Origin of the sequence: Nocardia sp. NPDC057668, from assembly GCF_042799795.1 — a bacterium.
In the GTDB taxonomy this organism is placed as follows: Bacteria; Actinomycetota; Actinomycetes; order Mycobacteriales; family Mycobacteriaceae; genus Nocardia.
Map to the genome: position 1 here is coordinate 1875085 of NZ_JBHVIC010000001.1, position 26756 is coordinate 1901840.

22 protein-coding genes are annotated in these 26756 nt (G+C 70.4%); 5 read left to right on the forward strand and 17 right to left on the reverse strand.

Going from position 1 to position 26756, the window contains the following annotated elements; all coding sequences use genetic code 11:
* Nucleotides 1-24: 24 nt before the first annotated feature.
* The 3 genes from ACFVBH_RS08675 to ACFVBH_RS08685 all read right to left on the reverse strand — a co-directional run bounded on the left by ACFVBH_RS08675 (nucleotide 25) and on the right by ACFVBH_RS08685 (nucleotide 2073).
* Complete coding sequence (locus tag ACFVBH_RS08675; RefSeq protein WP_379000923.1) at nucleotides 25-852, reverse strand: hypothetical protein; 828 nt, start codon at nucleotides 850-852, stop codon at nucleotides 25-27.
* A 231-nt stretch (nucleotides 853-1083) separates the two neighbouring features.
* Nucleotides 1084-1470, reverse strand: a complete 387-nt coding sequence (locus tag ACFVBH_RS08680; protein WP_379000924.1) for a hypothetical protein — start codon at nucleotides 1468-1470, stop codon at nucleotides 1084-1086.
* Nucleotides 1471-1623: 153 nt separating this feature from the next.
* The gene (locus ACFVBH_RS08685) at nucleotides 1624-2073 is read right to left on the reverse strand and encodes a DUF4345 domain-containing protein (protein ID WP_379000925.1); all 450 of its coding nucleotides are present in this window, start codon (nucleotides 2071-2073) and stop codon (nucleotides 1624-1626) included.
* A 101-nt stretch (nucleotides 2074-2174) separates the two neighbouring features.
* Between ACFVBH_RS08685 and ACFVBH_RS08690 the strand changes: the two genes are divergently transcribed.
* Nucleotides 2175-2771: a TetR/AcrR family transcriptional regulator gene (locus tag ACFVBH_RS08690; RefSeq protein WP_379000926.1), complete on the forward strand. Its 597-nt coding sequence runs from the start codon at nucleotides 2175-2177 to the stop codon at nucleotides 2769-2771.
* Between the two features lie 142 nt (nucleotides 2772-2913).
* Nucleotides 2914-4011, forward strand: a complete 1098-nt coding sequence (locus tag ACFVBH_RS08695; RefSeq protein ID WP_379000927.1) for an amidohydrolase family protein — start codon at nucleotides 2914-2916, stop codon at nucleotides 4009-4011.
* Nucleotides 4012-4046: 35 nt separating this feature from the next.
* Here the strand turns inward: ACFVBH_RS08695 and truB are convergent, their stop codons facing one another.
* The 6 genes from truB to ACFVBH_RS08725 form a co-directional block, all read right to left on the reverse strand.
* On the reverse strand, nucleotides 4047-4982 hold the full coding sequence (gene truB, locus ACFVBH_RS08700; protein ID WP_379000928.1) for a tRNA pseudouridine(55) synthase TruB: 936 nt from the start codon (nucleotides 4980-4982) through the stop codon (nucleotides 4047-4049).
* Nucleotides 4982-5656, reverse strand: coding sequence for a 4'-phosphopantetheinyl transferase Npt (npt, locus tag ACFVBH_RS08705; RefSeq protein ID WP_354989962.1), 675 nt, complete (start codon nucleotides 5654-5656; stop codon nucleotides 4982-4984). The genes truB and npt overlap by 1 nt, the downstream gene beginning before the upstream one ends.
* A 97-nt stretch (nucleotides 5657-5753) precedes the next feature.
* Nucleotides 5754-6932, reverse strand: a complete 1179-nt coding sequence (locus tag ACFVBH_RS08710; RefSeq protein WP_379000929.1) for an XdhC family protein — start codon at nucleotides 6930-6932, stop codon at nucleotides 5754-5756.
* Between the two features lie 382 nt (nucleotides 6933-7314).
* Nucleotides 7315-8271 carry a metallophosphoesterase family protein gene (locus tag ACFVBH_RS08715; protein WP_379000930.1) on the reverse strand — a complete coding sequence of 319 codons (957 nt, stop codon included), beginning with the start codon at nucleotides 8269-8271 and terminating at the stop codon, nucleotides 7315-7317.
* 278 nt (nucleotides 8272-8549) lie between these two features.
* Nucleotides 8550-10973, reverse strand: coding sequence for an Ig-like domain repeat protein (locus tag ACFVBH_RS08720; protein ID WP_379000931.1), 2424 nt, complete (start codon nucleotides 10971-10973; stop codon nucleotides 8550-8552).
* 10 nt (nucleotides 10974-10983) lie between these two features.
* The gene (locus ACFVBH_RS08725) at nucleotides 10984-12666 is read right to left on the reverse strand and encodes an Hsp70 family protein (protein WP_354989961.1); all 1683 of its coding nucleotides are present in this window, start codon (nucleotides 12664-12666) and stop codon (nucleotides 10984-10986) included.
* Between the two features lie 50 nt (nucleotides 12667-12716).
* Between ACFVBH_RS08725 and grpE the strand changes: the two genes are divergently transcribed.
* Together grpE and ACFVBH_RS08735 are read left to right on the forward strand one after the other, a co-directional pair.
* Nucleotides 12717-13304: a nucleotide exchange factor GrpE gene (grpE, locus tag ACFVBH_RS08730; RefSeq protein ID WP_379000933.1), complete on the forward strand. Its 588-nt coding sequence runs from the start codon at nucleotides 12717-12719 to the stop codon at nucleotides 13302-13304.
* 93 nt (nucleotides 13305-13397) lie between these two features.
* Complete coding sequence (locus ACFVBH_RS08735; RefSeq protein WP_379000934.1) at nucleotides 13398-14534, forward strand: Rieske 2Fe-2S domain-containing protein; 1137 nt, start codon at nucleotides 13398-13400, stop codon at nucleotides 14532-14534.
* A gap of 64 nt (nucleotides 14535-14598) precedes the next feature.
* Here ACFVBH_RS08735 and ACFVBH_RS08740 read toward each other — a convergent pair whose 3' ends face one another.
* From ACFVBH_RS08740 to ACFVBH_RS08750, 3 genes are all read right to left on the reverse strand, one after another.
* Nucleotides 14599-15972, reverse strand: a complete 1374-nt coding sequence (locus ACFVBH_RS08740; RefSeq protein ID WP_379000935.1) for an MATE family efflux transporter — start codon at nucleotides 15970-15972, stop codon at nucleotides 14599-14601.
* 164 nt (nucleotides 15973-16136) lie between these two features.
* Complete coding sequence (locus ACFVBH_RS08745; RefSeq protein WP_379000936.1) at nucleotides 16137-16598, reverse strand: hypothetical protein; 462 nt, start codon at nucleotides 16596-16598, stop codon at nucleotides 16137-16139.
* A 112-nt stretch (nucleotides 16599-16710) separates the two neighbouring features.
* Nucleotides 16711-16950: a hypothetical protein gene (locus tag ACFVBH_RS08750; protein WP_379000937.1), complete on the reverse strand. Its 240-nt coding sequence runs from the start codon at nucleotides 16948-16950 to the stop codon at nucleotides 16711-16713.
* Between the two features lie 398 nt (nucleotides 16951-17348).
* Between ACFVBH_RS08750 and ACFVBH_RS08755 the strand changes: the two genes are divergently transcribed.
* Entirely contained in the window at nucleotides 17349-17573 is a 225-nt protein-coding gene (locus ACFVBH_RS08755) for a hypothetical protein (RefSeq protein ID WP_354989940.1), read from the forward strand.
* Nucleotides 17574-17593: 20 nt separating this feature from the next.
* Here the strand turns inward: ACFVBH_RS08755 and car are convergent, their stop codons facing one another.
* The 5 genes from car to infB form a co-directional block, all read right to left on the reverse strand.
* On the reverse strand, nucleotides 17594-21067 hold the full coding sequence (gene car / locus ACFVBH_RS08760) for a carboxylic acid reductase (RefSeq protein ID WP_379000938.1): 3474 nt from the start codon (nucleotides 21065-21067) through the stop codon (nucleotides 17594-17596).
* A 516-nt stretch (nucleotides 21068-21583) separates the two neighbouring features.
* On the reverse strand, nucleotides 21584-22579 hold the full coding sequence (locus ACFVBH_RS08765) for a bifunctional oligoribonuclease/PAP phosphatase NrnA (protein WP_379000939.1): 996 nt from the start codon (nucleotides 22577-22579) through the stop codon (nucleotides 21584-21586).
* Nucleotides 22580-22612: 33 nt separating this feature from the next.
* A complete protein-coding gene (rbfA, locus tag ACFVBH_RS08770; RefSeq protein ID WP_354989960.1) occupies nucleotides 22613-23062 on the reverse strand; it encodes a 30S ribosome-binding factor RbfA in 450 nt (149 codons plus the stop codon).
* A 27-nt stretch (nucleotides 23063-23089) separates the two neighbouring features.
* The gene (locus tag ACFVBH_RS08775) at nucleotides 23090-23380 is read right to left on the reverse strand and encodes a DUF503 domain-containing protein (RefSeq protein ID WP_379000940.1); all 291 of its coding nucleotides are present in this window, start codon (nucleotides 23378-23380) and stop codon (nucleotides 23090-23092) included.
* A gap of 179 nt (nucleotides 23381-23559) precedes the next feature.
* Nucleotides 23560-26649 (reverse strand): translation initiation factor IF-2, encoded by a 3090-nt coding sequence (infB, locus tag ACFVBH_RS08780; RefSeq protein ID WP_379000941.1) that lies wholly within the window; start codon nucleotides 26647-26649, stop codon nucleotides 23560-23562.
* Between the last annotated feature and the right edge of the window lie 107 nt (nucleotides 26650-26756).

The following is a 26756-nucleotide window of genomic DNA, read 5'->3' on the forward strand; positions in this document are numbered from 1 at the left end:
GGTGTCGGTTCGGGGCCGAGCTGATCAGCAGGGTTGGAAGTACTTGTGCAACGGGGCGGGCACCCCGTCCGTCTTGGCCTTGTCGAGGCAGACCTTGTGCGGGAAGGTCACGTAGTTCTTCCAGCCGAAGTCCGCGCCGCGGTGCACGATTCGCTGACTGTCGCCCGGGACGTTCCAGGAGATCACGGCCCAGAAGCCGTCGCAGTCGGTGACGGTCGGGGTCGCCTTCTTCAGCGCGTCCTCCACCGCCAGATCGTGCACGATGGTCTGCGACGCGCACAGCGGTTGCGGTGCCGGATCCTGGAATCGCAAGCGGCCGTTCACCACCTGCCCCGCCGTCTCCACGAACAGGGTGTGCAGGCCCTCGGGCACCGGGTTGGTGCCGGCCGGGGCATCCATGCCGAACCGGTAGCAGCCCACCGGAACCGAGAACACGGCCTGGCCGTTGATGTCGGTCACCGCGTCCCAGCGCTGGGATTCCGGGGTGCCCTCGGGCAGGTCGTGGGTGGCGGGATCGCACGGGCGATAGAGCCGCAGGTGTACGGGCACATAGGGAATCGCGACATCGGTCAGGGTCGCGGTGCGGATGGCGACCGCGCCGTTGGCCGGGGTGGTGGGCTGGCCGCCCGGCGGGGCGGTGGTCTTGGAGACCGTGAGCGAGGAGGTGGCCGGAGCGCCGGGCGCTCCCGGCGTCGTCGGCGCGTCGGAGCCGGGCGGGCTCGACGGGGCCGTCTCGGTGACGGTCACCGACGTCGTGCCGTCACTCGACGGCGGGTCCGTGGTGCCGCAGGCCGTGGCGGCCACCACGACACCGAGAGCGAGCACTGTCAGTACAACTCGGGAAACGTACATTCGCACCGTCCTTGGAGCCGCCCCCGATGCCGGTCCGTCGCCGGTCCGGGGACCCGGAATTACCTCGGCAATACCCCTTTCCGACAGGGACACTCGTCCGATCACGGTCAAGAACATGATGCAGGGGTGTGATCGCGCGTACACCGCTAACGCGGGGAATCGGGCACGCCACGCCGGGGCCGCGGGGCGCGTCGACGGACGCGCCCCGGCGGACGGACGCGGTCCAGCGGGTCAGCAGGACTGGAAGTACTTCTGCAGGGTCGCCGGGGCGCCGGCGGCGCTCGCCTCGCTCCAGCACTTGTCGTGCGGGAAGCGCACGTAGTCGGCCCATTTCGAGGCCGCGCGGTAGACGATGCGGGCGTTGTCGCCGGGAGAGTCCCAGCTGATGAACGCCCACTCGCCGTTGCAATCGGTGACGGTGGCCTCGGCGTCGCGCTGCCACTCGTCGATCTTCAGATCCTTGACGATGGTCGCTGCCGCGCAGGCCGATGGGGTCGAATCGGGCGGGGTGCTGACCACCGTCGGTCCGCTGCCGGTGTCCGGTTCACACGCCGCGGCCGCGAGCACCACTCCGATAGCGAACGCCGACTGAACAATTCGCGTGCCATAGCTCTTCATACCGAGTTATCTCGGCGGGACGTTGGTGGCGCAACGCGGCCGGTGCCCCCAATTCCATTGGCTCCGATAGCGTCGGCTCGCGGAGTGGTGCGCGGCGGGGACGCGGGCCGGAACCGCCGCGGTTGATCGACACCGGCGGTCGCACAACGGTTCCTATCGTCCGATCGGGGTGGTCGCCACCCGGCGCTGCTCGAGGACCGCGAGCCAGATGAACAGCGGCGGGATCAGCACTTCCAGTGCGGTCAGCACCAGGATGAACGGGTGCGGCCAGCCGTGCACGGCCATCGAGATGAAACGTCCCACCGCGCCCAGCAGGAAGATTCCGGCCAGCCAGCGCACGGCCCGGGTGTCGATGATCGGGCCGCGGACCGACCAGATCCAGGCCAGGCCGTAGCCCACGAAGATCGCACCGAAGAAGCGGCTCTGACTGTCCGGGGTGGCGGCGGCCGTGCCCATGTCCGGCACGGCCGCTTCGCCGAGAACCAGGTGCGCCAGTCCGATTGCCACGCAGGCGTATCCCACGATCAGGCTCATCCACCGGAGCGCGGCGTGCGACCGGGCGGGCGCGGTGTCGTTCGTACTGATTTCGGCCGTTGCGTTCATGCGAACCTCCGGGTCTGGGGTGGACGCGGCGTTCTTAGTAGACGCACGTCTACTAGTTGAGGTTACGACGCTAGTAGACACGCGTCAACTAAGCTGGCGCGATGACCCGCCGCCGCCTGCCGCCCGAGGAACGCCGCCGCCTGCTCGTCGACGCGGCCGCGGAGCTGTTCGCCGAGCGCGACTATCCGACGGTGCTGATGGAGGACGTGGCCGCGGCCGCCGGGGTCTCGCGGGCGCTGCTATACCGCCACTTCCCCGGCAAGCCGGACCTTTTCGCGGCCGTGTACCGGCAGGCCACCGCGCAGTTGCTGGTGGACACGACCCTGGATCCCGCGCTGCCGTTCACCGAGCAGCTCGCCGCCGGGCTGGACGTGCACTTCGACTACTTCGAGGCCAACGCCCGCACGGTGATCGTGGCCAACCGGCTGCTGGCGGCCGATCCGACGATCCAGTCGATCATCACCGGCGAACTGAGCGAGCTGCGCGAACGGCTGCTGGACGCGCTCGGCGCGGAAGGAGCGGCCCGCCAACTGATGTCGACGGTCCTGATGAGCTGGCTGACCTTCGTGCGGGTCCTGACGGTGGAGTGGCTCGAAACCCCCACCTGCCCGCGCCCCGTGCTGCGCGACATCTGCGTGGGCGCGCTGCTCGGGGCCATCGAGCCGCTGCGCGCCGAGCCGACCGGCGGCACACCCTAGCGCCATGTCACAGAGCCCCCGCGGCGCGAGCGGGTGCGCCGGGCGCGCGTCAGCAGCGGGAACGGCGCGGCTCCGACCGTGCACCTAGGGTGAAATCGCGGCGTAATGGATTGCCGCACAGCACGGTAGGAGGGGAACGACTATGAGCTTCGACAATCCGCGGGTGACGGCGCTGACGAATGTCCGGGTCTTCGACGGGACGGGGATGACCGCGCCGACCACGGTCGTGATCGACGGGGCGGTGCTCGGCGGCGACGCGACGGGCGCGGAGATCGTGGACGCGGGCGGCGCGTTCCTGCTGCCCGGATTCATCGACGCGCATATTCACACCGCTGGCCCGGAGTCGCTGCTCCGGCTCGCCGACCACGGGGTCACCACCGGCTTGGATATGACCACGTTTCCGCCCGATCGCGTGGCGGCGCTGCGAAAGGAACCGGGCGGCAGCGACATTCGCAGTTCCGGGACGCCGGTCATCGGCCCGAGCGGGCCGCATTCGAAACTGCGCGGGCTGGCCGGGGCCGCCGTCATCACCGGCCCCGATCAGGCCGTCGCGGTGATCGCCGACCGGGTGGCGGGCGGCTCGGACTACATCAAGATCATGCTCGAGGCGCCCGGCGGCGGTGGCCCGGACGCGGAGACCGCCACGGCCGTGGTCGCCGCGGCCCACGCCCGCGGCCTGCGCGTGGTGGCTCACGCGACCACGGTCAGCGCCTACCGCCTGGCCCTGGACACCGGCGTCGACGTGCTCACCCATGTCCCCCTGGACGCCATCGTCTCCCCCGAAGACGCCACGCGCACAGCCGAACTGGGCCGCATCGTGATCCCGACCCTGACCATGATGGAAGGCATAGCGGCCCGCGTCGGCATCCCCGGCGGCCTCGAACGCATCCTCGCCACGGTGGCGAACCTGCACGCCGCGGGCGTCCCTGTCCTGGCCGGCACCGACGCCAACACCGAACCCGGCGTGCCCTTCCACCCCGAACACGGCACGTCCCTGCACCACGAACTCGAACTCCTGGTGGCGGCCGGCCTGACCCCCACCCAGGCCCTGCACGCGGCAACCACCCTGCCCGCCGACCACTTCGACCTCCGCGACCGCGGCACGATCACCCCCGGCGCCCGCGCGGACCTGATCCTGCTCGCCGCCAACCCCCTGACCGACATCCGCGCCACCCGTACCCTGACCCGGGTCTGGTGCGCGGGCGTCGAACACCCCCGGCCGGCCACCGGGCCATCCTGACCGCGTCGCTACCCGGGGCGGGTAGCGGGAGCCAGTCAGAGGTTGGCGGGGCGGACCACCATTACCGAGGAGGCGCGTTTGCCGCTTTCCTGGAGGAGGGCTATGGCGTTGCCGGACGCGTCCACGGCGGCGTAGACGCCGGGGATGCCCACCGGGTCCAGCCAGCGGCCGTTGCGGAGGTCGGCCACCTGGGTGTCCTGGACCTCGCGCAGGGGGAAGGCGGTGCGGACGGCGGCATCGATGTCGAGGCTCAGGAGGGGTTCCTCGGCCTCGGCGGCGGCTTCCAGGGTGGCCAGGGTGCGGGCGTGTTCCAGGGTGAAGGGGCCTACGCGGGTGCGGCGCAGGGCGGTGAGATGGCCGCCTACGCCGAGCTTTTCACCGAGGTCTCGGGCCAATGCGCGGATGTAGGTGCCGGAGGAGCACTCCACCTCAACGTCGAGGTCCACGAATTGTTCAGTGCCGGTGTCGATGTCGCGGCGTTCCACGATGTCGAAGCGGCTCACGGTGATCGGGCGGGCGGCGAGCTGGACATCCTCGCCGGCGCGGACGCGAGCGTAGGCGCGCTCACCGTTGACCTTGATGGCGCTGACGGTCGCGGGCACCTGCTGGATGTCACCGGTCAATTCCGCTACGCGCGCGGCGATCTCGGCGTCGGTCAGGTGCGCGGCCGGGGTGGTCACGGTGACCTCGCCCTCGGCGTCGTCGGTGATCGTCGACTGGCCCAGGCGAATGGTGGCGGTGTACGCCTTGGTGGTCAGGATGAGCTGGCCCAGGATCTTGGTGGCGCGTTCCACGCCGAGCACCAGGACCCCGGTGGCCATCGGGTCCAGGGTGCCCGCGTGGCCGACCTTCTTGGTGCGCAACAACCTTCGGCTCTTGGCCACCACGTCGTGACTGGTCCAGCCGCCGTCCTTGTCCACGATCAGCAGCCCGCCGAGCGCGTCGACGAGCGGGGGTTTGCGCTCGCCCATCAGGCCTCCACGATCGCGGTGAGGATGAGGCCGTCCGTGATCGCCCAGCGGCCGTCGAACGTCTTCAGGGCCGCACCGCCGTCGGTGGTGTGCCCGGGGATGAGCAGTTCGCTGTGGAAGGAGCCCGCGCCGCCGTCCGCGTTCTCGTCATCGACGGTGAAGCTGATGTGCGCGTCCTCGAAACCCAGCCAGCGGCCGGTGAGCGGGCGCCACGCCTTGTAGGTGGCTTCCTTGGCGCAGAACAGCAGTCGATCCAGGTGCAGATCGGTGGCCTGCAGCGCCGCCTTCAACCAGGCGCGTTCGGCGGGCAGACTGACCGAGTCCAGCACGCCGTCCGGCAGGGCGGCGTGCGGTTCGGCGTCGATGCCGATGGAACGGAAACGCAGGCTGTGGCCCAGCGCCGCGGCCTTGTAACCGTCGGTGTGGGTGAGGCTGCCGACGACCCCGCGCGGCCACAGCGGGCCGCCGTCCTCGCCCTTGCCGATGGCCACGGCGGGTTCACCGAGCTGGGTCAGGGCCTGGCGGGCGCAGTGCCGTGCGCCGATGAAATCGCGCCGGCGCTTCTCCACCGCCTTGGCGATGAGGTGCTCTTCGCTCGGGTGCGGCTTCAGATCCTCCGGATACACCACCAGCTCGGCGGACGCGACGCCCGAGGGCAGGATCCTGCCGAGAATGCGCGCCGATTCCGCCGCGACTGCCCGCTCTTCGATGACCGCCTCCTGATCGCACCGCTACTTGCCCGGACGAGCCTACCGGCCCGCCCGGTGACGCTCAGCGATGGATGGGACCGTCCAGCGGCCCGAGCGGACGCCCCGACCCACGGCCCGCCTCGGCGATGATCTGCGCGACGATCGAGACCGCCGTCTCGTCGGGGGTGGTGGCGTTGAGATCCAGGCCGACCGGACTTCGCAAGCGCGCCAGGCGATCCGGCGTGACGCCCGCCGCGACGAGCCGGGCCAGGCGGTCGGCGTGCGTGCGCCGCGAGCCCAGCGCGCCGACGAAGGCGAGTTCGGCGAGGCCGAGCGCCTCGACGAGCAGCGGCACATCGAACTTGGCGTCGTGGGTGAGCACCAGCACCACGGTGCGCGCGTCGATCCGCCCGCCCTCGTGCTCCGCGCGCAGGTATCTGTGCGGCCAGTCCACAACGACCTCGGCCGCCGCCGGGAATCGCGCCGCGGTGGTGAAGGTTTCGCGCGCGTCCACCACCGTGACGCGGTATCCCAGCTGACTCCCGAGCCTGCTCAGCGCCCGCACGAAGTCGTTGGCCCCCGCCAGGATCATGCGCGCGGGCGGTCCGAAACTGTGCACGAACGCGCGGCGCGGCAGGTCCCCGCCCTCGCATTCATCCGATCCGATGGTCCCGGTCCGCCCGGCCCGCGCCATCTTCACCGCGTCCCGTGGCACGGCGGCCGACGCGGCGTCCGGACCGGGCCGCATGCCATCGTGGACGCCGTCGGCAGCCGTGGACTCGGATGGGCGGCCCCCGCGCGCGTCGGCGGCCGGCTCGCCGGTGATGGGTCCCCCAGCGCCGATATCCAGCAGCAGTCGCCAATCGGGTTCGCCCGCAAGCGAAGTCAGCAGCGCCACCGCCCGGCCCGCGTCGATCTCCCGCGCCAGGGCCGTGAGCATCCCCAGCCGCGTGCGATCAACCCGTTCGAGAAAGATCTCCATCTCCCCGCCACAGGTCAGCCCGATCGCCATCCCGTCCTGGTCCGCGATCCCGAATCGCTCGAGCACCGCGATCCCGTCCGCGAGGACCATGGCCGCCGACTCGACCACCGCCGACTCCACACAGCCACCCGACAGCGACCCGACGACCTCCCCGTCCCCGGTGACCACCATGCTCGCACCGACCGCGCGCGGCCCGGCCCCGGTCACCCCCACCACGCGCGCGAGCACGACCGAACCCTCCGAGGCCCGGTCGATCAGCTCCGCAAGCACATCCCGCATGCCCCCATCATCACCGCGGATCAGGGGATGCGCACGACCCCACACCGGATGGCAACACCACCGCAACGCCCCCGACTCACAGCACGTCCGTCCCCGTCGACGCGGCCGGACGCCGCGCGGTGTTCGACCGTGAGCGATACACGCGAGAGCGGCAGGGCTGCACGCCGATGGCGCGGCCCGCGTCCACGACCCGATCGTGCGCGGCGAAGACGGCGGCGACTGAACCGCGTGGTCCCCGAGGACTACAAATCCTTCACCCGGTAACCAACTTTCGGCAATCGACCGACCGGCGCACCAGCCCGCCCGGGCGGCGGCGTCGAAGACGCCACCCGGCGAACACGGACTCGATGTCTCTCGGCAGCGGTCGTGCGCCGGGCGCGGATCAGGCCATGCCGCGGCGGCGCTGGGCCTGTTCGCGCATCTTGGCGGCGGCTTCGGCCATCTCGGGGGTGATCTTGAAGTGGCCGCCCCATTCGTTCAGGGTGTCGCCGTAGTCCGGGACCGGCAGGATCTGGCGCAGCAGCTGCTCGGGGAGGCCGCGGCGCTGCCATTCGCGCGGGTAGCCGAGGGAGACCTCCTCGTGGCGCACGCCGTCGTAGTAGGTCGTGCGGGGGATGTGCAGGTGGCCGTAGATCGAGCAGACCACGTTGTAGCTGGTGTGCCAGTCGGCGGTCAGGTCCGTACCGCACCACAGGGCGAACTCCGGATACCAGAGCATGTCGGTGGGTTCGCGCAGCAGCGGGAAGTGGTTGATCAGCACCACGGGGGTGTCCGCGGGCAGGGCGTCCAGGCGGCGTTTGGTGTACTGCACGCGCGCGTGACACCAGGCGTCGCGGGTCAGGTACGGCTCGGACGAGAGCAGGAACTCGTCGGTGGCCACGACGTTGCGTTCCCGGGCCAGCGCCAGGCCCGCCGCCTTGGTGACGGTGCCCTCGGGCAGCCAGGAGTAGTCGTAGAGCAGGAACATCGGGACCAGGGTGACCGCGCCGCCGAATTCCTCCGCGCCCGCGCCGGTCCACACCGGGAACGGGTCCTCGGGTGTCAGCACGTCCACGTCGCGGCAGATCGAGACCAGGTAGTCGTACCGCCCGGCGCCGTGCATCTGCACGGGATCCTTTGCGGTGGTCCACAATTCGTGATTGCCCGGCACCCAGATCACCTTGGCGAACTGCTTGCGCAGCGTCTCCAGCGCCCACCGGAAGTCGTCGGTCTTCTCCCCCACGTCCCCGGCGAGAATGAGCCAGTCCTCGGGTGAGTCCGCGCGAATACCCTCGACCACCGGCTTGTTGCCCTGATGACCGACATGGATGTCGCTCACCGCAACCAGTTTCGGAATCACCCAGCTCCGCCTTCCTGTTCACGAACGGTCCTCGCAGCAACAGCACCGATCCCGAACAGATTCCCACGCCTGGGCCCGGTCCCTGCGCGCAGGGACCGTCACACACCGATCCTCGCTCGGCGGCCACCCGATCCGGGCAGGTCACACACCGCACCGGCGAAGAATCGGCAGCCGCACACGTGCGGCAGGCCCGCCCCGGCACGCAGGACAGCGCAAGCTCGGGTCGAGATCGCGCCGCGCGAACAGCTGACCGGCGTCGCGCACCGGCCCGAGGTAGATCAGCCGGTGACGTGGATTCGCGCGGCGGGGGCGAATCCGGCTGCCACCGTGAGGGTTCCGGTCGGCTCGCGGCGGCAGGAGGCGACGCCGATGTGGCAGGGGCGGGGGACGTCGGCGGGGAGCTTCGCGCCGCCGTCGATCTGGTAGCGGGTGTTGGTGACCTTCCACTTGCGCACGGCGGCCGGATCGTCCGGGTCGGTGGGCGGCGCGTCGGCGCGGGCCACCACCATGACCTCGGTGATTCCGGCGGGCCACTCGAAGGTCAGCAGACCGGCGTTCGCGGTCAGGCCGCGCACCGCGGGCATGCCGCTCGGGGTGTCGGAGACCGCCGGGCCGCGCGCCGCGGCGGCGTCGAATCCGCCGGAACGCGGGCCGGAGGACGCGGCATCGGGATGGGATCCCGTCGTCCGCGCCGCGGCGCCGGACGCATCGGTGGTCCGCGGCATCGCTCCGGTGGCACCGCCGAAGTTCGACGTCGCCGCTCCGGCCGCGGAACGGTCCGGCTCGGCGGCCGGGCCGTCGGAGCGGCTCACCGCCGAGGCGCGGCCCGAGATCGAGGCGACCACCCCGTAGACAGGCACCGGGCCGGTGCTCGCGCCGCCGTCCTCCAGGGCGGTGGTGCGGGTGCGGCCGACCACGCGCCAGGAACCGTCGGATTGCAAACGGGTGACGCGGTATTCGACCTGTTCGGTCACCGACGGCGACCAGGCGACGACAACGGTGCCGTCGGGCTTGCGCGTCGCGGAGACCTTGCCGGGAGCATCGACCGGCAGCTCGGCCAGGGCCGCGGTCGCGCCGGTGTGATCGGCGCACAGGTCCAGGACCGACAGCAGGGCGCGCATGCGAGCGGCAGCCGGAGCGGCGGGAGCGGCCGCGAACAGCCGGTCGGCCTCGGACATCGCGTTGCGGGCCTGGGCCAGGAGCTGTTCGAGCCGGGGGCCGCGACCGTCCGGATTGGGGACGTCGGCGGCCTTGCCGCTGAGGAACTCGAGATGTTCGAGGGCATCGACGTAGCGGCGGCCGTCGCAGCCGGAGGCGGCCGAACGCCAGCGCAGGGCAGCCTCGGCCAGGACGCGGTCCACTTCCTCGGCGACGGGCCGCACCGCGGTGTTCCCGGCGCTGTCGCCGCCCACGGCGAGCTTGGCCTCGTCCACCCGCTGCGACGCCTCGAACGGGCGGCCCGCGCGCAGGGCGGCGCGAGCGGCCTTGAGCGGCGCCTCCCAGGCCCGAATGGGCGGGCCGGTGGGCGTTCTGCCGCTCGCGGGGGTGACGGGGGTGCGCGCGGGCGAGCCCGCGCCGCGCCCCGGATGGGTGTAGCGCGAGGAACCGCCGCCGGCGCTCGTGCCTGCGGCGGATCCGGACGCGGCGCCCGAGGCCCGATTCGCCGAACCTCGATTTCCCGAACCCCGGTGTCCCGGAATCGAATCCACGCCTCGCTCGCGACCCTCCACGGTCGTCCCGAGCTCGGTCACCAACCCGATGATCACCGTCTCGGCGGCGATCCGGTCCAGTCCGGCGGTGATGGCCTCACCCACGAGATATTCGAAATCGCCCGCCACCAAATGGTCTTCGACCAGCACCGCGGCCCGCACCTGCGGGCGCAGCGTCTCGGTCACGTCCTCGACGATGGCCGCCAGGTAGTCGTCGACGATGTCGCCGCCCGCCTCGAGCACATCGCTGATGTGCACCAGCAACTCGTCCAGCACCACGCGAATGCGCCCCGGCGGCAGTTCCCTGGTGCGGCTGCGCAGCGCCTCGGCGCGCAGGCGAATCTCGCTGGTCTCGTGCGCCTTGGTGAAATCCAGGCGAAGCAGCACCAGCAGGGTCGGCACCGGATCACCCGGCAACAGCCGCTCGTACTCGGCGAGCAGCTTGCGAATCTGTTGCCGCCGTTGAGTACTGATCTCACTGGTGCGCGCGGCCGGAGCGGGCGTCGCGGCATCCTCGATCCGGCGATGCCGCCGCAGGCGCGCTTCGATCTCCTTCGGATCCAAGCCGCCGAGCTTGCCGAGATCCTCCAGCCCGGCGATCTTGCCGACCGGAATTCCCCCGTGCCGCTGCACGAGTCGTTCGATGGCGCTGTCGAGCATCTCGTACCGCTCGGAGTCGCGCCGGTCCCGGGTGCGGCGCACCCGTTCGGCCTCCACGCGCCGCGACGCGGCGCTCAGCAGCGGCTCGGAGCACTCCTCGTGCCCATCGACGAGCAACCCGACCAGCACCCGGTACTTGGGATGATCGCGCTGCTTCTGCCAGAAAGCCCAGACCTCGTCCACGCGGGCGCCGACCTGGGCGTCGGTGAGTTGTTCGGCTTCGTCGAGCGGAATGTCGTACAGCTCGAAGGGATCGGAGGCGTCGACGCCGCCGCGGCGCTCCACCGCGGCCAGCACACGTTTGCGGTAGTCATTGGGATCGAAGGCGTGCATGGTTTTTCGTTCAGACGGCCCGGCGGCGGGTGCGCTGCAACTGATCCAGTTCCCGTGCCACGTCGGCCTGGGACAGCGTGGCCCCGGTCTGCACCGAGAGCACCAGCGGCATCTTGGCGTCCACGTGGTAGGCGGTGACGTGCAGGACGCCGTCGAAACCCATCTCGAAGGTGACCCGCACTTCGCTGCCCGCCTCGTACCCGGGCGGGATATCGCGAATCTTGCCCTCCACCAGGATCTTCGAATCCTCGGGGCGGGTGGAGGCGGCCTGGCCCTGCTGTTCGACGATCGTCAGCTCGATCTGATCCTGATCGGTGCGCACGGTGCCGTACGACCGCCGCACCTTGATGGGCAGCGTCTGATTGCGATGCACCAGCCAGCTCGCGGCCAGCCCGTTGTACGGGTCCAGGGCAAGCACGCCGAAACCGCGCGAGACCACGGTGTCGACCTGGATCTCGAGCATGCGCCGCACCAGCGCCACCGGCTGCCCGAACGAGGCCGCGACCCGCGCCAGGGACTGTTCCAGTTCCCGGGGGTCGGCCTCGCCGAGTTCCGAACCGTCACGCAGCCGGCCGCGGGTCACCAGGTCGGCCAGGACGAGGCGTTCCATCTCCAGCTTCTCCCCGTACAGCGCCGCGCCGCGGGCCACCGAGAGATCCGGGTCGCGGAGTTCGCCGACGAGGCCGAGTTCACGTTGCAGCTCCCGCGCCACCATGGGCATGCGCGAGGAGCCGCCGACCAGCAGCAGCCTGTCCACCTTGTGCACCCCGCGCTGGCCGGCCGCGGCCAGGCACGCCCGGGTGAGATCGACCGTGCGGCGCATGAGCGAGGCCGTCATGGCCTCGACCTCGGCGCGAGTCAGGGTGATGACGGCGCGCACGCCGTCGTGCGCCACCACGACCTCGGTGCTCTCGGCGTCGGTGAGCTCGATCTTGGCGCGCTCGGCGGCCAGCACCAGCATCTGCGAACCGGCCGAATCGTCGAGCGGATCCTCGGCGTCGGGGTTGGCGGCGCAGAACTGCTGGGACAGGTGCAGGGCGATGCGCTCGTCCCAGTCGGCCCCGCCGAGCTGGTGATCGCCCTCGACCGACAGCACCGCGATGCGGCGGTCGGACAGTTCGATGACGGTGGCGTCGAAGGTGCCGCCGCCCAGGTCGTAGACCATGACGGTTTCGCGCGGGCCGCCCTTGCCGATGTCGATGCTGCCGTCGAGCCGGCCGAACCCGTAGGACAGGGCCGCGGCGATGGGCTCGGACAGCACGCCCGCCACATCGAATCCGGCGTAGGTGCCCGCCTGGATGGTGGCGCGCCGCTCCTCGTCGCCGAAGTAGGCGGGCACGGTGATGACCACGCGCGAGACGGTTTCGCCGCCGCCGAACTCGGCGTCGGCGGCCAGGCTCTTGAGGATCAGCGAGGAGACCGCGGGCGCGGACCAGGTCTGCCCGTGGGCGACGAAGCGCCAATCCGCGTCACCCATGCGCCGTTTGACCAGCGCGCACACGTGTTCGGGATCGAGGCGAGCCTGCCGGCGCGCGCCCTCACCCACCACATGATCGTTCGCGGAGGCGAACAGGACCACCGAGGGAACCGTGGGCTCCCCGTTCATGCCGATCAGGACATCAGGACGGCCGTCAGCGTCGATCCGCGCGATAGCCGAATTCGTTGTGCCCAGGTCAATACCGAAGACCCCCATGGCGGCGATCGTAGCAGTCACCGGTGACGCCCGGGATTAAGGTTTCGAGCATGACCGAACCCGCCGCTGTGACCGGGAATTCCGACAGCGCAACCGAACCCACCACCGATCAGTTTCCCGTGCAGCTTCCGGTCGATCTCGCACCGCCCGCCGCACCGATCGAGCCCGCCGGGATCGAGCCCGCGGTGGCGAGCATCAACGAACGCGTCGAGGATCTGGCCCGGGTGATCGCCCGCCAGGCCGGGACCATCGAGCGCCTGGCCGACGACGCCAAGGCCCGGGACCGGCGCGAGCGGGCCGGGGCGGACGTGCCGCTGCTGGTTGAGCTTTTCGCGCTGCACGGCGATGCCCGCACCTGCGCCGCCACCGCGGAGTCCGACACCGAGCGCGCGGCCTTCGACGCCTTCGCCGCGCGGGTGGAGCGCCTGGTCGCCGGTCGCGGCGGGCGCATCGTGGAACCGGCCTCCGGCACCGCGTTCGACGCCCTGACCATGGAGGCCATGGACGTGACCGCCGCGGTGACCGCGACCGAGGACCGGACCGTGGCCGCGGTCATCGAACCGGGACTGGCCGTGGCCGATCGACTGCTGCGCACGGCGAAAGTCGTTGTGCGCCGGTACCGGGAACCCGAAGCCTGATCGGAGCGGGCCGCCGCCGCGAACTCGGGTCCGATCACCGCGAGCCCGAAATCAAGCCTTGTCTATTTAAGCGAACATGCTTAATCTCGGGGAATGACAGGCTCCGCGCACGTTCGGACCATTGATGTCGGTCAGCCGATGACGCGCTTCGCGCGCGGTTGGCACTGCCTGGGGTTGGCGGAGAGTTTCCGTGACGGGGAACCACATTCCATCAACGCCTTCGGCACCAAGCTCGTCATCTGGGCCGACAGCACCGGAAAACTCAACGCGCTGGACGGTTACTGCCGCCACATGGGCGCGGACCTCAGCTACGGCAGCGTGAAGGGCGACACCATCGCCTGCCCGTTCCACGACTGGCGCTGGCGCGGCGACGGTAAATGCGACGCGATCCCCTACGCGCGCCGGGTGCCGCCGCTGGCCAGGACCCGGTCCTGGATCACCTGCGAGGAGAACGGGCAGTTCTTCGTCTGGAACGACCCGGAGGGCAACAAGCCGCCGCCCGAGGTCGCCATCCCGCACATCGATGGCATGGGCACCGACCGGTGGAGCGACTGGAACTGGAACTCGCTGCTCATCGAGGGCGCGCACTGCCGGGAAATCATCGACAACAACGTGGATATGGCGCACTTCTTCTATATCCACTACGCGTACCCGGTGTTCTTCAAGAATGTGTTCGAAGGACATGTGGCAACGCAGTTTCTGCATTCCAAGGGCCGCCCGGATGTGCACACGTCCTCGAATTACTCGACCGAGATGCAGTTGCTGCGCTCGGAGGCTTCGTATTTCGGGCCGTCGTACATGATCAACTATCTGCACAACGACTTCGGCGAGAACACGGTGGAGGTGGCGCTCATCAACTGCCACTATCCGGTCACACACAATTCGTTCATGCTGCAGTGGGGCGTCAGCGTGCAGCGCATCGAGGGCCTGCCGCCGGAGAAGTCGAAGAAGCTGGCCGGGGCGTTCGGCAAGAGCTTCGGCGTCGGCTTCCTGCAGGACGTGGAGATCTGGAAGCACAAGACCCGCATCGACAATCCCCTGCTGACCCAGGAGGACGGGCCGGTGTATCAGCACCGGCGCTGGTACGAGCAGTTCTACGTGGACGTCGCCGACATCACCCCGGATATGACGGCGCGCTTCGAGTTCGAGGTCGACACCACGCACGCCAACGAGAACTGGCAGGCCGAGGTCGCGGCCAATCTCGCCGCCCGGGCGGCCGAGGACGGCTGACGCGCGGATCGGCGGTGCACGGTTCCGCACGGGAACGGGGCGAGGTCGGGATCGCCCGCCGGTGTCAGGCCAGCGTCCGCGGCACCTCCGCACCCGCGCGGGCCCAGCGGCCGGACAGGGCGCGCCAGGAGACCGCGGCCAACCGCAGGACCATGAAAATGACCAGGCCCGACCAGATTCCGGCGATGCCCCAATCGTTGGCCAGCGATAGCCAGATCGGCGGAAGGAAGCCGAGCAGGGCCGCGCCCAGGGTGGCGTTGCGCAGGAACGCGGCGTCGCCCGCGCCGAGCAGAACGCCGTCGAGGGCGAAGACCACGCCCGCGAGCGGGATGATGCCGACGAAGAACCACCAGGCCACGTGGGTGCGTTCCAGGACCGAGGGGTCGTCGGTGAACAGGCGCGGGATGATCGAGTAACCGGCCGCGAAGATCAGCGCGAGAGCCGCCGCGAACGCCGTCGACCAGGCGGTGATCCGGCGCGCCAAACCCTGTGCGCCCCGGACGTTCCCGGCCCCGAGTGCGGCGCCGACCAGGGTCTGGGCGGCGATGGCGAGCGAATCCAGCGTCAGGGCCAGGAAGTTCCAGAGCTGGAGCACCAGCTGGTGGGCGGCGACCGACGCCGCCCCGAACCGGGCGGCCACGGCGGCGGCGGAGATGAAGCAGGCCTGAAAGGCCAGGCTGCGCGCGATCAGGTCGCGGCCGAGCACCAATTGCGCCTTCATGATCTCGATGTGCGGGGCCAGCGGCGCCCGGGTGCGCACCAGCGCCGCCACGAAGAGCAACGCGGTGACCGTCTGGCCGATCACATTGGCCACCGCCGACCCCGCCAGCTCCCACCGCGGCGCCCCCAGGAGCCCGTGTACCAGCACCGGGCACAACACCGCGGAAAGTCCCAGTCCCGCAACGACGTACAGCAGCGGCCGCCGGGTCTCCTGCACCCCGCGCATCCACCCGTTCCCGGCCATGGACAGCAGAATCAACGGCACCCCGAACAGCGCGATCCGCAGCCACGGCAGCGCCTCCCCCGCGATGTCGCCCCCACCCGAGATGGCCCGCGTGACCGGCTCCGCGAACCCCTGCAGGAGCGCCACGATCGCCGCCCCGACCCCCACCGCGATCCAGCTGGCCTGCACCCCCTCCCCCACGGCCCCGCGCTCGTCACCCGCCCCGTGCCGCCGCGCCGCCCGCGCGGTGGTCCCGTAACTCAGGAACGTCAACTGCGAACTGACCTGCGCCAGAATCAAACCCCCCACCGCCAGCCCCGCCAGCGCCAAAGCCCCCAGCCGCCCCACCACCGCCATGTCGAACAGCAGATAGATCGGCTCCGCGACCAGTACCCCCAGTGTCGGGACCGCGATCCCGAGGATCCGGCGCGGCCCCGCCTGCGCCGCCTCCCGCCCCCGCTCCGCCACCGACCGGCCGCCCTCGTCCTCCCGCATGCCCCCACCATCGCACACCCGTCCGGCGGCCCCGGCCCCTCCGAAAACTTCGCACCCCGCGTCGGTCCGGTCCTGTCCCCGAATCCGTTGTTCCACGCCGTGTTCGAGCGCCTCCGGCGAGGGACCGGGCGTCGGCGGCGGGCATCCGCCGCCGACGGCGGGTTTCAGGGCCGCATGTTCTGGAACATGTAGGTCGCGGTGCGATCGGGGCTCGGCTCCGAGTCGCCGACCGTGAAGTTGCCCGACATGTTGTCGCTGCATCGCAGCGACAGCGAGTAACTGATCGGCTGACCCGTATCGGTCTGCGTGGCGTCCAGGACCGCGCGGCCGGGTTCGGGCACCGTGTAGGTGTAGGTGCCGTCGTGCCAGATTCCGGTGCCGACCACCATGTACTGCATCGAATCGGCGGTGGGGAAACGGGCCACCACCATGGAGAAGTCACTGGCCGGCGCCAACGGCACCGATGGAGAGTTGCCGCGCAGAATCAGGAATTTGCCGACCGCCTGGTCGGGCACGGTGCACTGGGGGGCCGGCGACTCGCCGGGCTGGGCGTGACCCACTCCGCCCGTGAGCAGTGTGCCCGTGGCGAGCGCCGCGCCGATGGCGACGCGTGCGGGATACCTCATGCGATGCTCCTTTCGCCAACGTGGATGTGGTGCTTCCCGGAGATCGAATTCGTCGAGGGCCGAGCACGATTCGCGCGTGGGCGCACACGATCGACGCCCACGACGCGACGACTCAGAAGCCCCAGCACCAGTCCAGGGTGGCGGATCCCGGAGTCGGGATGTGGACACAGATGTTGATCCAGATGTAGGGGGCGTCCGCGTTCGTACGCAACGGCAGGTCCGTCCTCGAACCCGCGGGCTGCTCGGCGGCGGACGACACGGGCTGGTCGGCGAACGCGGCGGGCGCCGCGAAGGCGACCAGCGGAACCGCCATGGCGGTGACCGCCGCCACGCGACTGATTCCTGCAAACATCTCATTGCTCCTTCGAGTCGTCGTTCCATGGCTGCGAACTTCGAAGAGATAAATACAGTGACGCTAGCACTCATTCAGCAAACATTTCGGCGAGTCGTCCGGATTCGCAGGGCCCGCTCGACGACACCCGGGTCAGGCCATCATCAACGATGGCAGCGTACCGGTGAACACCACCGATCTTCCCGAACCGGTCGCAGCCGACAGTCCATTCGGCCCCGCCCACCCGGCAATCAACCGTCATGCATTCGAGCAGATGTCACAGGTTGGCTAACAATCAGCCATCCACGAGTGCCCGGGTTACGCTCGAACGAGTCCGCCCGCCTGCCGGCGCAGGCACCGTCCGTGCACTCGTTTCGGGACCGCACACTGTCGCGTCGGCGTCCCCGAGGAGGCCGTCCGTGACCGAACCCGCGAAACCCTCTGCGCTGAGCCGGATCTCGTTGAACCAGTGGCTGGCCATCGTCCTGACCGTGTTGGCGGTGTTGTTCATCGCCGAGAACCGCAACCGGGTGGACATCGAGTTCCTGCTCGTGACCATCACCTCCCCGATGTGGCTGGTGCTGCTGATCACCTTCGCCGTCGGCTGGATAGTCGGCCTCCTGACCCGCCGCTCTCGCGGGTGAACACCGACCCGGCCCCGGGTCTACAGCAGGCCGAGGACGCGAAGGTCGGCGGCGTACTTGGTGATCAACGCGGGAGTCAGGTGCGGGATGTCGGCGTCGGGGGTGAGTCCGGCGGCGCGGACCGCGGCACGGAAGCGGGTAGCGGTCGCGGTCAGGTCGACCGGGGGCGTTCGGTGGCGGTAGGCGTGCAGGAGGGGCAGCACCGAGTGGCGGCGCAGGCGATCCGGTAGCGCACGCAGGGCCGACTCGAATCGGGTCAGCCACTCGTCGTAGTCGTCGATGCGCTCGATGCGTTCTCCGGAATCCATGAGCCAGGTGACGAATTCGTCCAGGGCGATGCCGTCGTCGTGCGGATTCAGGACGTCATAGGTGGCCAGGCCGGCGCCGGCGTGCGGGCCGAGGGCGGTGATGGCGGCGGCGGTGAAATCGGCGGGCAGGCCCGCGTAGTGCGGGCGCAGGCCGCGGGAGCTGCTGCGGTAGAACGACTTCGGGGCTATCCCGGTGGCCAGGATGCTGAGCAGCAGGCGCGTGAAGATGTCGGGGAGGTTGAGCTGTCCGATGTAGCGGGAGTGCGCCAGGATCATGTCCGAGCGGAAGACCGCCACGGGCAACCCGCACAGGTCGTGTGCCTCGCGCAGCAGCACCTCGCCGGCCCATTTGCTGTTGCCGTACCCGTTGGCGTAGCTGTCGTCCACCACACGCACGGCGCTGACCTCGCGAATGTCGGCGTCTTCGGTGAAGCGGTCCGGGTCGGCGCCCGTTCCCACGGCTACCGTCGAGAGGTAGGTGACGGGGGTGAGCCGGGTGGTCAGGGCGAGCCGGATGACCTCGGCGGTGCCCAGGACGTTGGGACCGAAGAGCTGGCTGTACGGCAGGACGTGATTGACCAGGGCCGCGGAATGCACGATCAGATCCACCGACGCGGCCAGCGCACACCAGTCCGCCTCGGGCAGACCGAGACAGGGTGCGTCGACATCGCCGGCGAGGACGCGCAGTCTGCCGTCCGACAGTTCGCGGTAGGTGCGGGCCAGGTCGGGATCACCGCCGGCGAACACCGCGTCCAGGCGCGCGCGGGCCGCGGCCGCGTCCGTGCCGCGCACGAGGCAGATCAGCGTGCCGCCCGAATCACGCAGTCGCTCCAGCCATTCCAGGAGCAGGAAGCGGCCCAGGTAGCCGTTGCCGCCGGTCAGCAACACCGTGCGGGCGGGACCGGCCGGGACCGGCGGACAGCCGGGTGCGGCGCGCAGGGTGTCCGCGTCGATGAACCTGCCGAGCGTGAGATCGGCCGCGCGCAGCTTCTCACCCGGACCGTGGATGGTCCGCGCGGTGGGCCGCCCCGAATATCCAGCGGCGGCGACGAATTCGGCGACGGCGGCCAGATCGGCTGTAGGACCGACGATCAACGCCACCGGAACCTCGATGCCGAAGAGTTCGCCCAGCAGCGAGGAGTACGACAGCGCGGAGAGGGAGTCACCGCCGAGATCGGCGAAGCGCGCGTCCGGCCGCAGTTCCGCGGCGGGGCAGCCGAGCACCGCACCGGCCGCGCGCCGGACCGTGTCCAGGACGGGCTGGTCGGCGACAGTGCGGCGCAGGGCGAGCAGTTCGTCGTCGCGCCGGCGGGCCGATTCCGTGTACAGCGCTTCCAGGCGCGCACCGTAGCGTTCGGTCAGCTTGGGCCGCAACAGTTTCCCGATGCCGGACAGCAGACCGTTCTCCTGGGTGAAGGGCTCGGATTCGATCAGGAACTCGCGCGGGAGCTCGTACGGTTCCAGCTCCGCGCGGGTGGCGCAGCGCTGTAGTGAATCCGCCAGTGCCGCACGCAGTTCGATCGGGTCGAGCTCGGCGGCGGCCGGGGTGGGCACGATCACCGCCAGCAGGTACGACCGTTCGCCGTTGCCGTACACGAAGATCTGCCGGATCAGCTCGCTCGCACCCAGCGCCGCCTCCACCGTCGCCACAGTCACGAACTCGCCCTGGGACAGTTTGAGCACGTTGTTGCGCCGGTCCACGTACACCAGGTGATCGGGCTCGAGCTCGGCCACCACGTCACCGGTCCGATAGAACCCGTCGTCGTCGAACATCTGCGCCGTGATCTCGGGTCGCCGGTAGTACCCGGGGAACATCGTCGTGGTCTTGATGAGCAGCTCACCGCGCGGATGCGGGGTGTCGGTGCCGAAGTAGCCCAGTTCGGGCACGTCGGCGAGCCGGTAGTCCAGCACCGGTGGGCGCCTGATCCGGTTGTCCATGAGCACCCCGCCCCCGGCCTCGGTCGAGCCGTACCCGTCGTGCACCTGCACCTCGAGCGCGGATTCGAGCACGGCCTTCAATTCGGCCGACAGGGGCGCGCTCGCGCTCAGCGCGGTGAGGTAGCGCCCGCCGAAAACCTGTTCGCGCAGTTCGGCTTCCACGGCTTCGACCGCGTCCGGCCGGTCGTCGCCGGCCAGTACCCGCCGTTCGATCGCGTCCAGCCGCCGCTGATGCACCATCTCGCACACGCGCGGCACGAAGACCAGCTCGGTGGGCCGCACCAGCGCGTAGTCCTCGAACAGGCTCGACATGTCCGGGCGCGCGGTGAAATACGCGGCACCGCCGCGCGCGAGCGTCCCGTACAGGGTGAGCCTGCCCGCCACGTGCGACAGCGGCATGTAGTTGAGCGTGATGGCGGGCACCCGCAGCTCGTACGCCGCCCAGAACGCCGCAACCAGCCGCCGGGTGTACATGGCGCCCTTGGGCGTTCCGGTGCTGCCCGAAGTGTAGATCAGCAGCGACAGCGGATCCTCGTCCCCGAAGTCGGGAGCCGGGGCATCGGGCAGCTCCCGGCCGCGTTCGACGATCTCGCCGAGGAGGTCCACCGCGATATCGATGCCCGCGTCCGCGAGCCGCGTGCGCGCGGAATCGACAGCGGCACGGTGAGTTCGGTCCCCCGGCGCCTGATCGAACACCAGCAGCCGCCCCGGCGCGACCCCCGTCGTCACGGCCGTCACCGCCGCGTCCAGCGCGTCCACGCTGACGGCCAGCACCCGCGGCCGCGTCTCGTCCAGGATCGACATCCACTGTGCCGCCGGCGCACCGGCCTGCAGCGGCACCGCCACCGCCCCGAGCCGGACACACGCCAGGTCGATCGTCACGTAGTCCGCGCTGGAAAAGCCCAGGGTGCACACGAAGTCACCCGTCCCGACCGCTCCCGATCGCGCCCACACCGCCGCGAGGGCCCGCACGCGTGCCCCGAGTTCCCCGTAGGTGATGGTCCGGAATTCCGGCAGCAACCCCCGCGCCCCGTCGCCGTCGGCCCCCGCGTCGAAGGCCCGCTCCCCGAGCGCGATCCGGTCCGCGTACCCGCTCAGCACCGTGTCCACGATCGCCCCGAGCTCGAGCCCCGGCTCCCGCAGCCGAGCCGCGATCCCCGGCTCCCCCAGCGTCGCCCGCACCTGTGGGTCCTGCAACGCGTCCGCGATCCGCCGTTCACGCCGAGCCTTCTTGACGTCCAGCTCCACGAAAGACCTCCCTGGCCCGGCGCACCGGACCGCGACCTCGGGCCACAGGTCCACCACCCCGCACGATTAACTTAGCTACGCGTAACACCCCTCACGGTGACCGCCCGCCCGCACCCTGTCAAGGGCACCACGCGCCAAAGCGCCCGGCGACCATCCCCACCGCCGACGACCCACACGACCGCCGTCGCCCCAGGCCCGATCCACAGGCGTCGGTACCCCGTCGACCGCGTCGCCGGACCCCCGGACGGCCCGTGGACGGACAGAACGGTGCGAAAGTCCTTCGAACGCGGTTCTTTCCGACATGATCCCGGAGAGGTCATCCCGCGGCCCGCTACGAAAGGCGAACGGAGACCGGCGGCTACCGCGGTCGAACCGGCCACGCGGCGGCCGGACGGCCCGCTGCGGCTCGCCGCATCACTGTGCGACATCCGAAGCCGGATCCTCAGTTCAGGCCGGTACGACGGGCCGCAGCGACGCCGACCGCGACACGGCCGGCGCACCGCGCTCGGGATGTGTTCAGTCGCGGGCGAGTTCGGCGCGGAGGCGGGCTACCAGGTCTTCGGGAGCGCCGGTCGCGGAATAGCCCGCGGCGTAACGGTGTCCGCCGCCGCCGAGGACCGTGGCAACCCTGGAGACGTCCACGCCGGGGGAACCGTCGGGAGCCTCGTGGGAGCGCAGGGACACCGTCCAGTGTTCGGCGGAACTCCTGGCCTCCTTGAAGACCGCCGCCACCTGGGCCTCGGAGGTGGTGCGGACCAGGTCGACGACGCTCTCGACCTCCTCCGAGCGCACGCCGCCGGTGTCGGCGCGGCGGACGAAGACGTAGACCAGGCCCGCGCCGTGGGCGGCCTCGCGATCCAGTTGCGCGGTCCCCAGCACCCGCGACAGCATGGGCAGCCACGCGAACGGGTGGGTGTCCATGAGGGTGCGGGTGATTCCGGGGCCGTCGATACCGGTGGCGAGCAACCGTTCGGCCAGCGCGTGCGAGCCGGGGCGGGCCCATTTGAACGAGCCGGTGTCGGTGACCAGACCGGCGTAGAGGCAGTGCGCCACATCGCGATCGATCGGCTCGCCCCAGGCGTCCAGGACGCGGGCGACCAGCCCCGCCGTCGACTCGGCGGCCTCGTCGATGACGTTGACCGTGCCGAAGCGGGTATTGGACCGATGATGATCGAGCACCAGGGACACGCGAGCGCCGTCGAGTCGATCCTTCAGGGAACCGAGCCGCCCGGCGCTGCCGCAATCCACCGCGACCAGCACATCGACCTCGCGCGCGACCCGATCGGCCGGGACGAGCAGATCGGTGCCGGGCAGCGACCGCATGGAGACCGGTAGTTCGGCGGGCTCGGCGAACGAGACCTGCACGGGCACGCCGCGCCGGCGCAGCACCTGCGCCAGGGCGAGCCCGCTGCCGATGGTGTCGGCATCGGGCTGCACGTGGCACAGCACCGTGACCGAAACGGCGGTGTCGAGTGTCGACACCGCCGCGGACAGATCGACCGGTTCGGTCACCGGCGGTCTCCTCCCGCTACGCGTGAACGCAGGTCAGTCTTCGTCGTCGGCGTCGTCGGCGGCCTTGTAGGGGTCGACGTCACCGGCGTAGTTCGCATTCACCGCGACCTGGGCCACCCGAGCGTCGGCGGCGCGGGCGCGGGCCAGCAGCTCCTCCATCTCCTTGGCGGCCGTCGGCACGGTGTCCAGCTTGAAACCGAGGATGGGCGTGAACTTCACGCCGGTGGCCGCGCCGACCTTGGAACGGAGAATGCCCTTGGCCTTCTCCAGTCCGGCCGCGGCCTCGGTGTAATCGGGTTCGGCGTCCAGGGTTTCCCCCATCACCGTGTAGTAAATCGTGGCTTCTCGCAGATCACCGGTCATCTTGGTGTCGGTGATGGTGACGAAACGCAGCCGCGGATCCTTGATCTCGTATTCGATGGCCGTGGCCACGATCGTGGAGATCCGCTTGGCGAGTCGGCGTGCCCTGGCCTGATCCACCATGGTCATGCCCTCCTCACAGGGATTGATTCAGTCTTCGGGTCCGAAGACGCGGCGGCGTACCGCCAGCAACTGTAACTCCGGCCGTCCCGCGACATGCCGTTCACACTTGTCCAGTACCTGGGTCAGGTGGTCCATGCCGGCACTGACCATGGCCACACCGAGCAACGTCCGCCGGTATAGATCGTGTTCCCCGCCTTCGACGGCACTCACCCCGAATTTCTGCAATTCGGATAACACCGGGCGGATCACGGAGCGTTTCTGCTTCAGCGAATGCACATCGCCGAGCAGGATGTCGAACTCGAGCGCTCCGACGAACATGTCGTTTTTCATGTAATGCGTACGCGCTTACCTCGTATGACCGACGCGCCCAATCGGCGTACGCACGAGCGCGTCGGATTGTGGGTGCCGGAAATCCGGCGGGTGCCGGAAATCCGGCGGTCAGCACAACCCTGCCGGATCCGGATCGCTCCGGACCCGGCAGGAATGCTGTGTCCGACCTAGTCGCGCGGCTTCTCCCGCAGCTCGTAGGCCTCGACGATGTCACCCTCGCGAATGTCGTTGTAGGTCAACGTCATACCGCATTCGTAGCCTTCACGAACCTCGGTGGCGTCATCCTTCTCGCGACGCAGCGAGGCGATGGTGACGGTCTCGGCGACGACCACGTTGTCACGCAGCAGTCGCGCCTTGGCGTTGCGCTTGACCGAGCCGGAGGTGACCCAGCAACCGGCGATGTTGCCGAACTTGGAGGAGCGGAAGATCTGGCGGATTTCCGCCCGACCCAGCTCGACCTCTTCGTAGATCGGCTTGAGCAGACCCTTGAGGGCCTTCTCGATCTCGTCGATCGCCTGGTAGATGATCGAGTAGTAGCGAATGTCCACGCCTTCGCGGTTCGCCAGCTCGGTCGCCTTGCCCTCGGCACGGACGTTGAACCCGATGATGATCGCGTTCGAGGCCGACGCCAGGTTGACGTTGGTCTCGGTGACGCCACCGACACCGCGGTCGATGACGCGCAGTCGCACCTCGTCGCCGACATCGATACCGAGCAGCGCCTCTTCGAGGGCCTCGACGGTACCGGAGTTGTCGCCCTTGAGGATCAGGTTCAGCTCCGAAGTCTCCTTCAGCGCGGCATCCAGATCTTCCAGGGAGATGCGCTTGCGGCTGCGCGCGGCCAGGGCGTTGCGCTTGCGAGCGTTGCGACGGTCCGCGATCTGACGGGCGATGCGGTCTTCCTCGACCACGAGCAGGTTGTCGCCTGCACCGGGGACGGAGGTGAAACCGATGACCTGGACGGGCCGCGACGGCATGGCCGCCGTGACGTCGTCGCCGTGCTCGTCGACCATGCGGCGCACGCGACCGTAGGCGTCGCCCGCCACGATCGAGTCACCGACGCGCAGCGTGCCGCGCTGGATGAGGACGGTGGCAACCGGGCCACGACCGCGGTCGAGGTGGGCTTCGATGGCCACACCCTGCGCGTCCATGTCCGGGTTCGCCCGCAGATCCAGGGTGGCGTCCGCGGTCAGCACGACGGCCTCGAGCAGGGAATCGATATTGGTGCCCTGCTTGGCCGAGATGTCGACGAACATGGTCTCGCCGCCGTACTCCTCGGCGACCAGACCGTATTCGGTCAGCTGCTGGCGAATCTTCTGCGGATTCGCGCCTTCCTTATCGATCTTGTTGACCGCCACCACGATCGGCACGTCGGCGGCCTGCGCGTGGTTGATGGCCTCCACCGTCTGCGGCATGACGCCGTCGTCGGCCGCGACCACGAGGATCGCGATGTCGGTGGCCTTCGCGCCACGGGCACGCATGGCGGTGAACGCCTCGTGACCCGGGGTATCGATGAAGGTGATGAGGCGGTCGAGCTCGTTGACGTGCGTGAGCACCTGGTAGGCGCCGATGTGCTGGGTGATGCCGCCGGCTTCGCCCTCGCGGACGTTCGCCTGACGGATGGTGTCCAGCAGTCGGGTCTTACCGTGGTCGACGTGGCCCATGACGGTCACGACCGGCGGACGGATCTGCAGGTCGTCCTCGTCGCCCTCGTCCTCGCCGTAGGTGAGGTCGAAGTTGGCGAGCAGCTCGCGGTCCTCGTCCTCCGGGGAGACGACGTGCACCACGTAGTTCATCTCGCCGCCGAGGAGCTCGAGGGTCTCCTCGTTCACCGACTGGGTCGCGGTGACCATCTCGCCGAGGTTGAACAGCGCCTGCACCAGCGAAGCCGGGTTGGCGCCGATCTTGTCGGCGAAGTCGGACAGCGACGCGCCGCGGGCGAGGCGGATGACCTCGCCGTTGCCGCGCGGGAGCCGCACGTTGGCGACGGGCGCCTGCATGTTCTCGTACTCGGCGCGCTTCGCCCGCTTCGACTTACGACCCTTGCGGGGCGCGCCACCGGGACGACCGAAGGCACCCGCGGCACCGCCGCGACCGCCACCGGAACCGGGACGACCGCCACCGCCGCCACCGGGGCGACCGCGGAAACCGCCCGCTGCGGCGCCACCGGCACCCGGAGCACCGCCACCACCGGTACCCGGGGCACCGCCCTGGCCACCGCGGTACGGACCACCGGCGCCGGCCGGACGACCGGCGCCACCGGGACGCGGGCCACCCTGACCCGGACCACCGGGACGACCGCCACCGGGCGCCGGACGAGCGGCACGCGAGGGCATGGCACCCGGGTTCGGGCGCGGCGGCATGGAGCCGGGGTTGGGACGCGGGCCACCGGGACGGGGACCACCCTGACCCGCGGCCGGGCGGGGACCGCCCTGACCGGGAGCCGGACGACCACCCTGAGCGCCACCGGGACGCGGGCCACCCTGGCCGGGAGCCGGACGGGGACCGCCCTGGCCCGGGGTCGGGCGCGGGCCGCCCTGGCCGGGACGCGGCGCGCCCTGACCGGGAGCCGGACGCGGCGCCGGACGCTCGGGAGCCGAGGAGAACGGGTTGTTGCCCACGCGCGGGGCCTTGGGGCCCGGCTTGGGACCGGCCGGACGCGGCGCGCCCGGGGTCGGCGCCGGAGCACCGGCCTGCGGGGCCGGACGCGGGGCGGGTGCGGGCTGACCCGGACGCGGGGCGCCGGGAGCAGGCCGCTGACCCTGCTGCTGCGGGGCGGGCGCCGGGGCCGGAGCCGCGGAAGCCGCTGCGGGAGCGGGGGTTTCAGCCACGGGGGGCTTGGGGGCGGGACCCGGCTTGACGGCCGGGCCCGGGCGCACGGCCGGAGCCGGAGCGGCGGCCGCGGGAGCGGCCTGCTCGGCGGCCGGAGCCTGCGGCGCCGCCGGAGCGGGAGCCGGTGCGGCCGGAGCCGGAGCGGACGGACGGGGGGCGCCGGGACGGGGTCCCGAGCTCGCGCCGGGGGTCGGACGGGGGCCGGACGGACGCGGGGCGTCGCCGGGCTTGGCGGCCGGCTTTGCGGCGCCGTTGGCGGGGGCGCTCTTGGGTGCGAGCGACTCACGCAGGCGACGAGCGACGGGGGCCTCCACCGTCGACGACGCGGACTTCACGAACTCGCCCTGCTCCTTGAGCTTCGCGAGTAGTTCCTTGCTCGTGACACCGAGTTCTTTGGCCAACTCGTGCACGCGGGCCTTGCCTGCCACTGCTCTCCTCACTGAGAGGTCGAGCGCGGCAACCCTTTTGGACAAAGGGCGGGCCCGCACGACCTCAGATTATTTCCGATGGTCGATCATCGTTGGTGCTTCACGGT

Coding starts and splice junctions, on each gene's coding strand:
- ACFVBH_RS08685 (WP_379000925.1), bottom strand. CDS start 2,073: ATGAACGCAACGGCCGAAATCAGTACGAACGACACCGCGCCCGCCCGG.
- ACFVBH_RS08695 (WP_379000927.1), top strand. CDS start 2,914: ATGAGCTTCGACAATCCGCGGGTGACGGCGCTGACGAATGTCCGGGTC.
- rbfA (WP_354989960.1), bottom strand. CDS start 23,062: ATGGTGGATCAGGCCAGGGCACGCCGACTCGCCAAGCGGATCTCCACG.
- grpE (WP_379000933.1), top strand. CDS start 12,717: ATGACCGAACCCGCCGCTGTGACCGGGAATTCCGACAGCGCAACCGAA.
- ACFVBH_RS08775 (WP_379000940.1), bottom strand. CDS start 23,380: ATGTTCGTCGGAGCGCTCGAGTTCGACATCCTGCTCGGCGATGTGCAT.
- ACFVBH_RS08720 (WP_379000931.1), bottom strand. CDS start 10,973: ATGCACGCCTTCGATCCCAATGACTACCGCAAACGTGTGCTGGCCGCG.
- ACFVBH_RS08675 (WP_379000923.1), bottom strand. CDS start 852: ATGTACGTTTCCCGAGTTGTACTGACAGTGCTCGCTCTCGGTGTCGTG.
- ACFVBH_RS08710 (WP_379000929.1), bottom strand. CDS start 6,932: ATGCGGGATGTGCTTGCGGAGCTGATCGACCGGGCCTCGGAGGGTTCG.
- ACFVBH_RS08740 (WP_379000935.1), bottom strand. CDS start 15,972: ATGCGGGAGGACGAGGGCGGCCGGTCGGTGGCGGAGCGGGGGCGGGAG.
- ACFVBH_RS08745 (WP_379000936.1), bottom strand. CDS start 16,598: ATGAGGTATCCCGCACGCGTCGCCATCGGCGCGGCGCTCGCCACGGGC.
- truB (WP_379000928.1), bottom strand. CDS start 4,982: ATGGGCGAGCGCAAACCCCCGCTCGTCGACGCGCTCGGCGGGCTGCTG.
- ACFVBH_RS08750 (WP_379000937.1), bottom strand. CDS start 16,950: ATGTTTGCAGGAATCAGTCGCGTGGCGGCGGTCACCGCCATGGCGGTT.
- ACFVBH_RS08725 (WP_354989961.1), bottom strand. CDS start 12,666: ATGGGGGTCTTCGGTATTGACCTGGGCACAACGAATTCGGCTATCGCG.
- ACFVBH_RS08680 (WP_379000924.1), bottom strand. CDS start 1,470: ATGAAGAGCTATGGCACGCGAATTGTTCAGTCGGCGTTCGCTATCGGA.
- ACFVBH_RS08735 (WP_379000934.1), top strand. CDS start 13,398: ATGACAGGCTCCGCGCACGTTCGGACCATTGATGTCGGTCAGCCGATG.
- ACFVBH_RS08690 (WP_379000926.1), top strand. CDS start 2,175: ATGACCCGCCGCCGCCTGCCGCCCGAGGAACGCCGCCGCCTGCTCGTC.